We start from the raw sequence: 14,469 nt of genomic DNA on the forward strand, positions 1-14,469 counted from the left end.
AATTAGTTACTCTTTTGATCAAGTACAGCCTGCATAATGGCTTTAATTTTACTATTAGGTGCATACAACGCAGCAATCGACTTTTTATATTCAGCAGTAAACGTTTCGTTATGCTCAAGCTTACCAAACAAGCTCGTTAACTTTAAAAATGCAGACGGGCTAGTTTGAGTCTCTTGCGCGTAAGAATTAAGCTCTTTGTGCATCGCATCTTGAATTTCAAGTTGCTCGCCGTTTTCACTTAAACCCTTATCGCTGTATAAGCACCAAGTAGCAATAACAAGCGTTGCCAGTGATACATCGCGACCTTGTACTAGGTTTTCGTTAATTGTAGCAATTAAAAACTTAGGCAGTTTAGCTGAGCTTTCACTACAGATACGCGCTAGGCTGTCTTTAATATTAGGATTAGCAAAACGCTCTATTAACGTATCTTTGTAGCTTTCAAGGTCAATACCTTCAAGTGGTTCAAGATTTGGCGTTACTTCTTTATCCATAAAAGCACGCAGGTATGTGGCAAATAATTCATCAGATACCGTTTCGTCTATAGTGCCATAGCCATGGATTGAACCTAATAAACCAAGTACAGAATGCCCTGCATTAAGTAAGCGTATTTTCATGGTTTCATAAGGCGTTACATCAGTAACAAACTGTGCACCAACAACGTCCCAATTTGGGCGAGAGTCACTAAATGTGTCCTCTATTACCCATTGTGTAAACGACTCACAGGTAATTGGCCACTCGTCGCTAACACCATATGCATCAACCACATAATCAATATCACTCTTTTTAGATACCGGTGTAATACGGTCAACCATCGCATTTGGAAACGATACGTTTTGCTCAATCCACTCACTTAGGTCTTTGTCTTGCTCTGTAGCAAAGGCTAAAAGCATTTTACGTGTTACGTTACCGTTGTGCTGAATGTTATCGCACGACTGCACTGTAAATGCGCCTAAGCCTTGCTCTTTACGCAGTTTTAACGCAGCCGTAATGTAACCAAACGCTGTAATTGGGTCGTTCGGGTTATTAATGTCGTTAATAATATCTGGATTACTGTAATCAAACTCGCCCGTTGCAGGGTTAAAGTTGTAGCCGCCTTCGGTAATAGTAAGCGACACAATTTTAGTATCGCTGTGCGCTAACTTATTAATTACCGCTTGTTTGTCCTCTGGAGCAAACAAAAAGTCGATCATTGAGCCAATTACTTTGTTATCTATTTTACCGTCTGGGTGTCTAACAGTAAGCGTATAAAGGTAATCTTGCTGCTTTAAAATATCACGCAGACCACGGTTACCCTCTAAAAGGCCAACACCACATATGCCCCATTGCTCAGAGCCTGGGGTTTTTAAAAGCTCGTTAACATATACCGCTTGATGAGCACGATGAAAACCGCCCACGCCAATATGAACAATACCGGCTTTAACTGCGCTACGGTCGTAGGTTGGTGTATCAACATGGCTTGGTAATTGAGCCAAGCTTTGTTGGTTTAGCCCTGTAACTAGAGCGTCAGTGTGTTGATGTTGCGTCATGGTGCGACCTTACTAAACAAAAATAAAATATAAATTACGATACTGTATTACGATAAGTAATTACGATGCTGTATTGAGTACTTTATGGCGTTTTAACGACCAGTACGCAGTAACAAAATAAATAACAGTACAAATAAAACAGGCTATTTCGAATTGCGATTTATTAGCGCTGTACATACTCATAGTTTCACTGAAAAACATCACCTGGCTGGCAAATATAAAAATAATAACCAGTGAAACCGTAGAAACCGCATTAAGTACTTTGGTAAATACAGAGCTGTCAATTACTGGCTTTGGAATGTCTTTAGCTTCAGCAGCTTGATATTCTTTAATATCACGTTGCTCTTGCTCTTCTGCTTCAATCTCTTGTGTGTAATCTTCACCGGCGCCGTATTTTTTAGCTAAAAGCGTATAAATAACGATTGTGAAAATCCACGTAGGAATAAACAAGTAGTAAAACGACATTACATCAATAGCATTTAAACCAAAGCCAAACACAAGCGCTAACGCCCAAGATGCTATAGCCGGTACGCTGCGGGTAATGTTTTTATATTTAGCCCAGTAACGTGTTAGGCCAATTTTAGGAAATAACACATGTTCAGCAAACACAATGCCGCCTACTGGCACAACTAATAAGCCTGCGTAGGTAAGTAGCGGAAGCATTTGTGAAAATACAAACGGGAAACACGCAATAATCACGGTTACAACACCTACAATAGCGGTTGTGCGTTCACGTGATTGATTAACAAATATAGATTGTGCTGCAAGACCTGCACGGTAAAGGTTTGCGTTAGCTGTAGTCCAACCGGCAATAATTACAATAACAAAGCCAGTCCAACCTAATGCATGGTATGCAACATCGCCCGGATCAAGTGATGAAATAGTTGTTTTAAGTAATACCGCAACACCTGCGCCCATAATACCGGCAGAGATCCACGCTAAGTAATGACCAAAAAACATGCCCACGCCAGAAAACAAGCCATAGCTTTTGCGTTTAGCAAATCTAAAAATAGCCATGTCGATTAAACCAAAGTGAGTAATTGAGTTAGCAGCCCATGCAAAGCCAATCACTTCTAATAGGCCAATGCCTTTTTCACCATCGGCATTGGTGCCCGTCCATATGGAGGAGTCGCCTATGGTCATAAAGTCGCTAAAGCTAGTTAAAGAGGTAGAACCTAATACGTGATTTGAAAGCTCAGGGAATAACGCGAACGAACCTGCAATAAATATAACAAATAGCCACGGCGCGCACAGTTTCGAAAAGTCAGCAACCGTAGAAAAGCCATACATCGCAACAAACACAACAATAGAGCCAACAGCTAAAACAATGGCTACAAACCAAAAGCTATTTGGATACCAATCAAGTTGCGCAGGTATATCAAACAAAAACCGCACGGCGGTGGAGGATACCGTGATCATGGCGGCCGATATAACACTAAAAATAACCACGTTAGCCCAGTTATAGAGCTTGGTCATTGAGTTACCAGCGATTTTGTTTAAGTAGTTATATAAACTTAAGCGGGTTTCTACTGCAATGGGTGCAGTAATCAGCCACCAAGAACACATTGCTAACAGGTTACCTATTAATAAACCCAGTAGAATGTCGATGGTTGAAGCGCCTAATGCAACAAACGTTGCACCAATAACAAATTCAGTAGCCGCAACATGTTCGCCGGCGTATAGCCCTGCAAAATGCTTCCAGCCGTGAAGCTTATTATTAGCAACAGGAAGTTGCTCTTCGTTTACATCTTTAAATGTTTGTGTGTGTGGACTCGTTGCCATGGTATTTCCTATTGTTAACAGCAAAGTACTTAATACCTAAATACTTCGCCTTTTATAATTTGGCTTATAAACGCATGATGTTTTGCCATGTTTTGTTTTATTTTTAGTAAAGCAAAACCATCTACATTTATATTTTGCGTTTGCTTGCCTGTCAGTGTGTAAGGCGAGCAAATCGCGTTTAAAACTTTGTTTATTTAAAAAGCTGCGTGTTTACTGCTTTTTAAGTGCAGGGTATGCACTAAAAAAATCTTGCCAATGCGTTAAATGATCAACATTTGGGTAAGCACTGTGTACATGATTAACAGAGCCTTGCATATGTTGCCCACCGCTGTAATGCAGTACTTGCATGTTGGCGTCAATTCCTGCATTTACGCCGGCTTTACTGTCTTCAATCACTAAACAATGCTCTGGCTTTACACCCATTTGTTTAGCTGCATGTAAAAATAAATCGGGTGCTGGTTTGCCACGCTTAACTTCGCTGCTGGTAAAAACCGTATCGCTAAAGTACTTACTTAAACTCACTACGCTCAACGCTTTTGCGGTGCGTGCTGGGCTGCTGCTAGTAGCTATACAAATAGGCACAGCTAAATTGTTAAGTACGTCTTTTATACCGTCAGTCGTGGTTAGCCCTGTTTCAAATTCGTTTAACAGTGCTTCGCGGTAGTCACCTTCAAAGCTTTCAGGAAGAGTGACATTAAATGCATCCGCTATTTTTTGGCTTACTGTTTTAAAATTGCAGCCTAAAAAGTGTTGCTGTACATAAGCACGGTCAATATCAACGCCTTTTTCAACAAGCATATTAATGAGTACTTGTGCGCTTAAAATTTCGCTATCAATAACAACGCCATCACAATCAAATATCACTAGCTCAATGTTAGTATTCATCTTGTCACCTTATTAAAACTGTTTGGTTTAGCTAATTTAAGTATAACGAGTTAAGCGCGATTAATATTGTGCAGCTTTTTAGTGCAACTCAATAATGAGCATAAGCCCACCGATTGAGCATATTCCCTTTATTGCACGAATATGTCAACACACTGTAAGTATAAAACGCACCAGCTTGGTGAAAATACACTCAGATAAAACTAAAAACCTTTGTATTTAATCAACTTTATAAAAGCATATTGCGACCAAGGTCGTAGTAAAAAAATTCCGTTAACGTAAAAAGTGCTCCTGTTAATTTATTTCATCTATTTTACAAATCACATCAATCTAATTAATCAGTTTTACCGAAGTCAATAAAATCAATACTATCGTTAACAGATTAACAGCCTGCACCACTGCCGGCACTTTTAAATAGATGAGGTCGACAATGAATACTCAAATAAACAAAACAAAATTAACACTAACTGCACTGGCACTTGCAATAGCATTACCGGCAAGCGCAGCAACAACACTTACTAAAGATAACGGCGCAGCTGTTGGTGACAACCAAAATTCAATTACTGCGGGCGAACGTGGCAGTGTATTACTAGAGGACGTGCAACTAATTCAAAAACTGCAACGCTTTGCACGTGAGCGTATTCCTGAGCGTGTTGTGCATGCTCGTGGTACTGGCGCACACGGTGTGTTTGTAGCATCAAAAGAGCTAGACGATTTAACAATTGCAGCACCGTTTGCACAAGCTGGTAAAGAAACAGACGTATTTGTTCGCTTTTCATCAGTAATTCACTCAAAAGGTAGCCCAGAAACACTGCGTGACCCACGTGGCTTTGCAACTAAGTTTTACACAGACCAAGGTAACTGGGATTTAGTAGGTAATAACTTACCTGTGTTCTTTATTCGTGATGCGATTAAATTTCCAGACATGGTTCACTCTTTAAAACCATCTCCGGTTGATAACATTCAAGATCCTAACCGTGTATTTGACTTTTTCTCGCACGAACCAGGTTCTACACAAATGCTAACGTGGGTTTACAGCGACTACGGTACACCAGCAAGTCTTCGTAAAATGGACGGTTGGGGTGTACATGCATACAAAATGATTAATAAATCGGGTGATGTTAAATACGTTAAGTTTCATTGGGTAAGTCAACAAGGTATTGATAACCTTGACGCAAAAGAAGTGGCAAAAGTACAAAGCCAAAACTTTCAGCATTTAACACAAGATTTATACACTGAAATAAACAGAGGCAATTTCCCTAAATGGGATCTGTACATTAAAACGCTTGATCCATCGCAGCTTGATGACTTTGATTACAACCCGTTAGATGCAACAAAAATGTGGTTAGACATTAAAGAAACTAAAGTAGGAACAATGACCTTAAACCGTATGCCAACTAACTTCTTCCAATCTACAGAACAAGTAGCAATGGCACCGGCAAACATTATTCCAGGTATTGAGCCATCAGAAGACCGCTTATTACAAGGTCGTATGTTTTCTTACGCTGATACACAAATGTACCGCCTAGGTGCTAACCACCAGCAATTGCCAATTAACCGTGCAAAAGTTGAAGTGGTTAACTACAACCAAGACGGTGCAATGAACTACGGGAACACAACAAGCAATGTGAACTACCAGCCAAGCCAAGAAAACGTAGCTGAAAACCCAATTGCACGTAGAAGTAACACAGAGCTTAAAGGCTTTGTACAACAAGCCGCGATTAAAAAGCAGCAAAACTTCGCGCAAGCAGGTGTTATATACCGTGGTTTTAGCAAACAAGAACGTACAAACCTAATTAATAACCTAGCAGGCGATTTAGGCAAAGTGCAAAACAGCAGTGTTAAACACAAAATGCTTAGCCACTTTTACAAAGCAGACAGTGAGTACGGTACACGCTTAACTAAAGCTGTAAACGGCGATATTAAAATGGTTAAACAACTAGCAGCTAACTTGTAAGTAGCTAGTTGTAATTAACTAGCTGTAAGTAATCAGTTGTAAAAATTAGTCCCAACTAAGCAGCTATACAAACAACCACAATAATGAGGAAGGGATAACCCCCTTCCTCTTTTTATAAGAGACAATTGTTATGCGTAATTTATTAATTATAGTCGCTCTACTACTGAGCTTTACCAGTAGCGTTTACGCTCAAAATACCCCAAGTACACAAACACCCAGTACGCAAGTTGAAAGCCAACATTCTGCAAAAACTCAATACCAAAGCTTATTTGCTTATTACTTTGCCGCAGCACGTACCAACGACACCGCTGTAATAGAGCAATTTGTAGATGCTGGTATCCCTATCGACAGCTACAACAATAAAGGTTACACCGCGTTAATGATTGCCACTTATCACGGTAATAAAAACACAGTTAATACGCTATTGCACTTAGGCGCTAATGCCTGTTTAGAAGATAACCGTGGTAACACAGCGCTAATGGCCGCTATTTTTAGAGGTGAATTTAGTATCGCTAAAACACTTGTTAGCCTTGATTGCGACAATGCGCATCAAAACAAAGCAGGTCAAACAGCCGAGCAATTTGCACAAACATTTGGTCAACAAAAAGTTATAGAGTTACTAGCGCAGGTAAATAATGCAAAATAATCCGCACACAACAAAAAGCCCTAAAATAATAGGGCTTTTGATTTACTAAATATATGTTCAAATTAAACGTACTTACTCTAAAAACAGTGTGTTTATTAAGCTTTCTTGTTCTTTTCCAGCTTCATGTTTTAATGCTCGTATAAAATCCATAGAATTAGCGGGACTGTTTGGATAACCATGATTTTTCCAAACCAACTTGAGCGCATTAATAATGGGTTCATCCCCAATAGCAGCGCGTAGCTTAGCAAAGACAATGGTTGCTCGCGAATATTGATCAAAGCTTTGTGTAGCATCAACTAAGGCTGATCGCTCCTTTATGTTCATCAGCATACTTTGCTCATAGCGTGTTGTTTCATACTCAACCAGCGCTTGCATTGTTGCTTTCCCATAACGCTGCTCTATAACAACAAGCTCAATATACTTTGCCATAGACTCCACTAAAAAAGCGCTATCTGAAAATACCCCATTACCAATATCATGGCCAAACCATTGATGCGCGGTTTCATGAACTGCACGGCGATAGCGTTGATCAAAGCCTGCATTAGCGCTTGGCTTTGATCTAAAACCAACACTGTCTTCAATAAGTATAAGTTGCGGCAATGCATAACCTGTAGCACCAACACTAGGCGAGCCTATTAAACTCAATTGTTTTGCTCTATAAGGGCTTATATTATTAAGCCATTTTATTGTATCGCCCATTGCGCTGAGGTTTACAGCTATAGACACCGCTCGTGCTGGCTCGTTTTTATCTTTAGCAAACACGTTTAATATCACGCCATTTTGCTGTTTGGTAACAGGGGAATAAGGCACCGTCACCCAAGCTGGGATAGCATTTATGGGTGTACGAGTCTCAAAATGAAATATTTCGCGGTCATCTTTGCTGGTACGTGATATTTCCTCTCCTTGGGTTATAACCTGATAACCCCTTGTTGTACTCACTTTACTCGACATAGTAAGCCACTGGTAATGAGTACTTGCTTTCGCCGTTTTAGCAAATAGCTTCGTGGGTCTAATCACCGACTTCACTTTAAGTGTGTGTTGCTGACGAAGTATAGGATCGGTTAATTCATAATTATCTTGATAGCCAACAGTCGGCAATAAAGGCACTGATCGTATATAGCTAAATTCAGGGGTTATTATCTGATGGCCTCTTACTGGCCAAAGCTTAGCTTGATGAACATCAAACCGTGTAACTAGTTTACGTATTTCTCCTGGCTGCATTTCATTCTCAAACTTAAACACAGCTTGATTAAGCAAGGGAAAGCTTTTAGCCCTTTGCGCGCCATAGATTTCAATATCAGCCCATTTATAAAAACCAGAGCGCCCAACCAATATCTCTTTAATAGGGGCTTGATGGGTGTTTTTTAAGGTATATATTAAGGAAAAATGAGCTTGCTGCTGATGCGGGTAAAAGTCTACATTAGCATCAATGTGCATAATGCTTGGCTGTGCTACATTGCGCCATTGTGAGAATGCTTTTTCGTATTGTGCTTTAAATGCCTCGCGTTTATGCGAGTTGGTTAAAGGCTTCTCCTCAACCAGTCTTAAATGTAATTGAGTAAATAGCGCCACAGTGATAAGTAAAGGTATAAGTAACCAAAAATGTTTAACCCCCATTACTCTTTGGCTCAACCCGGCACCTCGGTGATTAAAAATCCCCGTAATTATAACTAAACTTATACACGCCACTAACCAAACTGATATATAAGGCCAATAACTACTTATACTTGCACGATAACCCCAAAAGTTATCAGGTGCCTGCAAAGGCGTCCAACCAACACTCCACAATGTATGCGTAAGACCAAGATAAGTCATTATCGGTGTAAATTTGATCAGTAAAATAACAGCAATTAGCAAACCCGCAATAAGCTGCGAACGACACAAATTAAATACACACAAAAATACACACGCAATAATGGCAAGCACAATTGCCATCAAAAATAAAATGGTTAAATGTACTTCAAATTGATATGCACTGTGTAAAAACCACTGAGCTGCACTTACCCCTAATAAGCTCATTGTTAAAAAAACCAATATCATAGTACCTAGGACCAGTAACTGACTGTTTAAAAAGTAATATGTTTTGAGCGGTGTGGCAGCGATCAGCTCAGCTATATTATAGTATTTAGCAAAGCAGCTTACTTGCCAGCTCCACAAAGCCATTAATAAAGTGCCAAACAACAATTGCATATCAAATGCATAATAGCTAATCGCATCAAGGCTTGTGGTGCTCATAACACTCATTGGTTCAACATAACTAGACGACGAGGCAACACTATTAAAAACCATCACCGGCCAAACAAAAATAATCAGTAAAGTAACAGGGTGTGAAACCAAATTAACCAGCGTAATTTTGTATAAACTGGCCATCATCAAAAATGGTTTTTGCGTGACTCTCGCTGTTTTATATTCAGCGGGTTTTAACGTGTTGTAACGAATGTATTCGTTAGTATTTTTACCATTTTCACTCTTTAATAATGTGTTTTTTTTATTGTTACTAAAAGTAATATAAAAAATACCAACAGTAAGCATACTCACAACAACGCGATTAATAGCAAATGAAGCCCCTAATGAATTGGTTAAACTGTTTATTACGGCTGTGTATGCAAAAGGGTCAAGCCAAACAAATAATGTATAAAATCGATTGCTTATAATACTACTTCCAGCAAGTATTGGATTTCCGGTAATACTTGCAAGCATTATGTAGCCTATCCACAACACCGCAAAAACAACATAATTGGGTAATGAATTAGCTGATTTATGGCAAACAAAAAAGGCAACAACAACTAAAAAGCAGCTATTTGGTAACAACACTAAAAAGCTATTAAATACAGTAAAAGAAACCATATTTGGTATATAGCCCAATTGCCTTACTTGCATGTATATCATTACTAAATCACTGATTAAACTAATAATAAAAACCAAGCAAATCAGTAAGCATACTCTTGCTAAACTGCGCTTAAATAAGCTAGTTTGCGTAGCATAAATAAGCTCCTGCATTGACGCGTGCTGATCTCGTAAAAATATAACGGGCGCCAATACTCCTACAAGCACAGGTAACTGCATCATTTGTAGCATTGTAATATTTAACTTAAATTGTTTTAACGAATTAACTTCAACTGCTGCAAGCCCAGAGGACAACATAACCGCAAATACCAAAGGGATAATAATGCACAGCCAAACAAGTGGTTGGCGCACTGCATATCGCCACTCATTAAAAATTAACATGTTTGACTTCCTTCATTGAGTGCAAAAAAGTACTTGTCTTGAAGCGTAGCGGGCGAGTTTATTGCATTTTGTGCAGGCGCTGTGTCTGCATACACACGAAATGACGCTCTACCATAGCGATGGCTCTTACTTAATACATGCTGATTTGGTATGCCCGTAGGTAAACTTTCGAGCTGCCAAATCTTACCTTCTAAAGGAACTAGTAACTCTTTTACGTCACCGCTTTGTATGAGTGTTCCTTGATCTATAATGGCCACGTAGTGACATAAATTTTCTACATCTTCAACAATATGGGTCGATAACAATATCAACCTATTTTGACTAATACTAACGAGTAAATTATTTAAACTTTCTCGTTCCACAGGATCAAGCCCAGCAGTGGGTTCATCCATAATAATTAGTTTTGGGTTACCTAACAAAGCCTGAGCCACGCCAAAACGCTGCTTCATTCCTCCCGAAAAATTAACGACCTTTTTATTAGCAAACTGAGTCAAATTGGTTAGTTCAAGTAAACTATTAATTTGGTTTTTGCGTGCATTACCATCTATGCCTTTTAATACGGCAATATGCTCAAGTAACGCCCGGCAACTCATATTGGGATACACGCCAAAATATTGTGGTAAATAACCTAGCTGCGATCTAAGCGCATCTGGTTGGCTAATCACATCAAGGCCATTAAAATTAATATGTCCGGAGTCGGCATTTTGTAAACACGCGAGTGTGCGCATAAGTGTTGATTTACCCGCCCCATTAGGGCCAAGTAGACCGACCATACCGGCGGGTAGAGTGATCGTCACATCATTCAAAGCCTGCGTACCATCTGCGTATTTTTTGTTGATATTTTTCAGTGTAAGCATTAGTTTCATCCTTAATTGGTATAGCACCAGCTTAAGAAAGCAAGTCAATACAAGCGAGAAAATAATGGTTAACGTATTGAAATAAATGATGAACATAAAAAAGTAACGTTGGTCATTTAAATATGACCTTTCATCATTTAAATAAACGGCCTAGTATGCTTAAAACGGTTACTAACCCTATGAAATAAAATAATTATTTTAAAAATAAATTATGATTGAAACAATTTTATGGATAAACTAGCGCGCTCAGCGTAGTGAATTGTGCAAAGGTAATGTTTAAAATAAAAAGACAATTTTATCTAAGCATATCTGCTCAGAAACTATAATAAAAACGGAGTCACATATGCAGCAAGCCAATACACCAATATGGCAACGCTTTAGCATTACCCAGCTAATAATTTTTTTACCGCTAATAGCCGCTATTATGCTCGACTCTCATATACGCTTTTTGTCATCACATATGGATTCAACGAGCCAATATCTGGCTATTAATATTCAACTTTTTTTACAGTGTATTCCCTTTTTTATTGCCCATGCGTTTGCATATCGTTTATTACTTACACCCGCAATCATAGTTTGGCTGTTAGGCTTTTTAGCCTATCCATCTCTCTTGCTAGTATTTAATAACCAACTTCTTAACTTTTCGCAATGGCAATACCTTGATGCACAATGTTGGACACTGTGCGCATCTGCAAGTGGTATATGGCTTATTACTAAACGCACTAATAAAAATAACAATGTGTTGAGTAATAAATGGCTTAAATCCTTGTTTTCACTTGATACTGTCGTGTTTATAGTACTTTTAGGTTGGGCAATAGTTACATCAAGCATACTCAATACGCACACTGATCCTATGTTAAATCAGCCTATTGAGCCTGTTATTGACGTTTATAAAGTATTCACACAGTTTGATACTTTTTTGGGTTACCTTTGGCAAATTACTGTTTGTGCCGGATTAGTATATGGAGTGTATTTATTAAATAGATATTTATTAATACGCTACGTATTAACCTATCATGGCGTATTAATATTTTTGTTTGCAAGTTTAATAAGCCTCGTTGTACTTACACCTATATTAACATCGTGCTTGCTACTGTTACCTATTAACGATTTACCCTCAGGCATTGCTAACTTAACACCAGGCGGTAATGATAATATTTTCAGCCCTGAAAATTATCAGTTTGTATTCTTATTTTTGGCTATAAGCACACCGATTATTTTAGCGTTTGAACGACAGCAACAACACGTTCAAATTAGCAACATTGCCCAGCAACAAACAAAAACAGAGCTAAAGCTACTTCAACAGCAAATTAACCCTCATTTTTTATTTAATACATTAAACAACCTTTACGCACTAACATTAAAAAAAGCAGATAATGCACCAGATCTTGTTATGCAATTAGCTAACTTACTGCGTTACAGTGTTTATGAAGGCCAAAAAGCACAGGTGAGTTTAGAAAAAGAAATTAATTAATTAAAAGGTTTTATTGCATTGCAGCATTTACGAAGTGCTGAGCGCTGCAACTTTGATGTGCAATGGCCTGAATATCAACAACACTATTTAATTTCGCCACTACTGTTAATAATGATTTTAGAAAACGCGATAAAGCATGGTGTAGAACCCACGTCACAAAAAGTAACGGTTGTGTTTAAAATCACCATGGCCGATAACATACTAACGCTATTTTCCTCTAACCCTATTCTACCTAATAACAATTCAGAGCATGGGGTGGGACTTAACAATTTACGCCGTAGGCTGACTCTTTTATATCCAAATAAGTACACATTAATTATTAATGAAAATAAAAATCTTTGGCAAACCACACTTAAATTGGAGCTGCCTGCATGTTAAACACAATAATTGTTGATGACGAGCCGCTCGCGCATGACGTTATACTTCATCATTTAAGTGCACATAAAGACATTAATATAAGCGGACAATACCTTAACGCTAAAGATGCATTATGTGCTTTAGCCACATCATCTATTGATTTGTTATTTTTAGACATAAACATGCCCGAACTATCAGGCATTGCATTACTCAAAGTGCTCGCGAATCGACCACAAGTGATTATTATTAGTGCGTATCAAGAATATGCTTTAGCCGGTTTTGAACTTGACGTAACTGACTACCTACTAAAACCAGTCTCTGCGCAACGCCTTGAACAAGCACTCAATAAAGTACGGAAAAAAAGAAAACACATAACGCTAAATCCCAAGGCACCTCTGACTATTACGCTTAAAATCGATCGTGAAAAACATAAAATTCAATTAAGCGACATAGACATGTTTGAAGCGTATGGAAATTATGTAAAAGTATGGCAAGGTGAAAAAGCATTACTTGCAAGCTGCACTCTCAAATACATATTGCAAGAGCTTGATACTTCATTTATTCAAGTCCACAAATCTTACGCTATTAACCAACACAAAGTGGTTGCGTTAAGTAATGAAAGCGTTCAACTAGCATCAGGCGTGTCAGTAAAAATTGGCAAGTCATTTAAACAACAAGTGCGCGACATTATTTAACCTGAGATCTTATTTTATGTTTACCTAAAACATAACTTTAAGCTCCCCCTATCAGCGACTCTAAACTTTAGCACTTAACCTTTGCGGCTTTTCTCGCGTTACAAAGTAGCAAATTAGCGAGCCCACTGTTACCAGTACAACCCCTTGCCAAAACGAAGCACTCAGCGTAATAGATAAATACAGCGCTGAAATAATAGTAGAAAACACCGGTGTAAAGTACGAAAGCGTACCCAACAGCATTAAGTTACCGCCAATAATAGCTTGATTCCACAGTGCATAACCGCTCCCCACGACTACACCAGCTAATAATAACGTCATGCTTGAGCCCAGTGAAAACGTTAATGGCGCTTCATTACTAAAACCATATTGCGCCCACAAACTCATTGCCGTAACAGTAAAAAATAACGTAATGGCATTTTTACCATTACTCAGCTTTTGCGTAACTACGCAATAAATAGCCCATATAAACGCTGCAGCTAATGCCATTAAATAAGTAGCAGGATTATCAGCAAAGTTAGTAACAAGCGTATCGACCGACATTTCTTGATCGCCCGTAATACACCAAGCAACGCCTAAAAAAGCAATAATCATGCTTGGGTAAACCCAGTAACTTACTTTTTTGCGCCCAATAATAATAGAGAGCAATATTGTTAGCGTGGGCCATAAATAATTAATAACCGCCATTTCCATTGCCTGATGACGACTATTTGCCATACCAATAGAAAGCGCCAAACAAATTTCGTACGATACAAATAATAAAGTACCTACTACCAAGTAGCGTTTCGAAAAACTACTAAACTTGGGCACTCCCATAACCAAAATTAAAAATATCGCACTGACAGAATACATAGCCGCAGCACCACCAATGGGGCTAAACAACTCAGAAATATCCCGTAGTAATGCAACTAAGCAACTCCACAGTAATATTGCAGCGACTCCATATAGTGTATATTTATTTTTGCTTATAAAATCCATTTGCCAATCCAAAAGTACTACTCGTAAATTTGAAACTAAACTAACAGTAATTATTTAATTAAACAATTAAAGTTAATAGCTTAAACCTCT

The 14,469-nt window shown here is 38.5% G+C and carries 11 protein-coding genes; 5 read left to right on the forward strand and 6 right to left on the reverse strand.

All coding sequences use genetic code 11. The features are described from left to right. Positions 1 to 2 precede the first annotated feature (2 nt). From I6E85_RS00950 to I6E85_RS00960, 3 genes are all read right to left on the reverse strand, one after another. Positions 3 to 1,526: a mannitol dehydrogenase family protein gene (locus I6E85_RS00950; RefSeq protein WP_024591938.1), complete on the reverse strand. Its 1,524-nt coding sequence runs from the start codon at positions 1,524 to 1,526 to the stop codon at positions 3 to 5. A gap of 60 nt (positions 1,527 to 1,586) precedes the next feature. Further along, complete coding sequence (locus I6E85_RS00955) at positions 1,587 to 3,308, reverse strand: cytosine permease (protein ID WP_024591939.1); 1,722 nt, start codon at positions 3,306 to 3,308, stop codon at positions 1,587 to 1,589. 210 nt (positions 3,309 to 3,518) lie between these two features. After that, positions 3,519 to 4,193 carry an HAD family phosphatase gene (locus I6E85_RS00960; protein ID WP_024591940.1) on the reverse strand — a complete coding sequence of 225 codons (675 nt, stop codon included), beginning with the start codon at positions 4,191 to 4,193 and terminating at the stop codon, positions 3,519 to 3,521. Positions 4,194 to 4,620: 427 nt separating this feature from the next. Between I6E85_RS00960 and I6E85_RS00965 the strand changes: the two genes are divergently transcribed. After that, complete coding sequence (locus I6E85_RS00965) at positions 4,621 to 6,147, forward strand: catalase (protein ID WP_024591941.1); 1,527 nt, start codon at positions 4,621 to 4,623, stop codon at positions 6,145 to 6,147. Between the two features lie 130 nt (positions 6,148 to 6,277). Next, on the forward strand, positions 6,278 to 6,793 hold the full coding sequence (locus I6E85_RS00970) for an ankyrin repeat domain-containing protein (protein WP_024591942.1): 516 nt from the start codon (positions 6,278 to 6,280) through the stop codon (positions 6,791 to 6,793). A gap of 72 nt (positions 6,794 to 6,865) precedes the next feature. On the opposite strand, the gene I6E85_RS00975 is transcribed toward I6E85_RS00970, so the two are convergent. Both I6E85_RS00975 and I6E85_RS00980 read right to left on the reverse strand, forming a co-directional pair. Then, complete coding sequence (locus tag I6E85_RS00975) at positions 6,866 to 10,021, reverse strand: M1 family aminopeptidase (protein ID WP_024591943.1); 3,156 nt, start codon at positions 10,019 to 10,021, stop codon at positions 6,866 to 6,868. Beyond that, positions 10,015 to 10,878, reverse strand: coding sequence for an ABC transporter ATP-binding protein (locus I6E85_RS00980; protein ID WP_197236465.1), 864 nt, complete (start codon positions 10,876 to 10,878; stop codon positions 10,015 to 10,017). The genes I6E85_RS00975 and I6E85_RS00980 overlap by 7 nt, the downstream gene beginning before the upstream one ends. Before the next feature lie 343 nt (positions 10,879 to 11,221). Here I6E85_RS00980 and I6E85_RS00985 point away from each other — a divergent pair, with 343 nt between their 5' ends. Genes I6E85_RS00985 through I6E85_RS00990 form a run of 3 tightly spaced genes read left to right on the forward strand, consistent with a single transcriptional unit; the run spans position 11,222 to position 13,404 of the window. After that, a complete protein-coding gene (locus tag I6E85_RS00985) occupies positions 11,222 to 12,352 on the forward strand; it encodes a histidine kinase (RefSeq protein ID WP_231620986.1) in 1,131 nt (376 codons plus the stop codon). Between the two features lie 18 nt (positions 12,353 to 12,370). Beyond that, the gene (locus tag I6E85_RS20875; protein WP_231620987.1) at positions 12,371 to 12,730 is read left to right on the forward strand and encodes a hypothetical protein; all 360 of its coding nucleotides are present in this window, start codon (positions 12,371 to 12,373) and stop codon (positions 12,728 to 12,730) included. Then, entirely contained in the window at positions 12,724 to 13,404 is a 681-nt protein-coding gene (locus I6E85_RS00990; protein WP_024591945.1) for a LytTR family DNA-binding domain-containing protein, read from the forward strand. The genes I6E85_RS20875 and I6E85_RS00990 overlap by 7 nt, the downstream gene beginning before the upstream one ends. Positions 13,405 to 13,464: 60 nt before the next feature. Here the strand turns inward: I6E85_RS00990 and yddG are convergent, their stop codons facing one another. Further along, on the reverse strand, positions 13,465 to 14,379 hold the full coding sequence (gene yddG, locus I6E85_RS00995) for an aromatic amino acid DMT transporter YddG (protein WP_024591946.1): 915 nt from the start codon (positions 14,377 to 14,379) through the stop codon (positions 13,465 to 13,467). Positions 14,380 to 14,469 lie beyond the last annotated feature (90 nt).

The sequence above is a fragment of the Pseudoalteromonas sp. NZS71 genome (genome assembly GCF_015864715.1).
Taxonomy (GTDB): Bacteria; Pseudomonadota; Gammaproteobacteria; order Enterobacterales; family Alteromonadaceae; genus Pseudoalteromonas; species Pseudoalteromonas arctica.

Bases quoted from the DNA above. Each gene is read 5' to 3' on its own strand.
- I6E85_RS00950 (WP_024591938.1), bottom strand. From the start codon at position 1,526: ATGACGCAACATCAACACACTGACGCTCTAGTTACAGGGCTAAACCAA.
- I6E85_RS00955 (WP_024591939.1), bottom strand. From the start codon at position 3,308: ATGGCAACGAGTCCACACACACAAACATTTAAAGATGTAAACGAAGAG.
- I6E85_RS00960 (WP_024591940.1), bottom strand. From the start codon at position 4,193: ATGAATACTAACATTGAGCTAGTGATATTTGATTGTGATGGCGTTGTT.
- I6E85_RS00965 (WP_024591941.1), top strand. From the start codon at position 4,621: ATGAATACTCAAATAAACAAAACAAAATTAACACTAACTGCACTGGCA.
- I6E85_RS00970 (WP_024591942.1), top strand. From the start codon at position 6,278: ATGCGTAATTTATTAATTATAGTCGCTCTACTACTGAGCTTTACCAGT.
- I6E85_RS00975 (WP_024591943.1), bottom strand. From the start codon at position 10,021: ATGTTAATTTTTAATGAGTGGCGATATGCAGTGCGCCAACCACTTGTT.
- I6E85_RS00980 (WP_197236465.1), bottom strand. From the start codon at position 10,878: ATGCTTACACTGAAAAATATCAACAAAAAATACGCAGATGGTACGCAG.
- I6E85_RS00985 (WP_231620986.1), top strand. From the start codon at position 11,222: ATGCAGCAAGCCAATACACCAATATGGCAACGCTTTAGCATTACCCAG.
- I6E85_RS00990 (WP_024591945.1), top strand. From the start codon at position 12,724: ATGTTAAACACAATAATTGTTGATGACGAGCCGCTCGCGCATGACGTT.
- yddG (WP_024591946.1), bottom strand. From the start codon at position 14,379: ATGGATTTTATAAGCAAAAATAAATATACACTATATGGAGTCGCTGCA.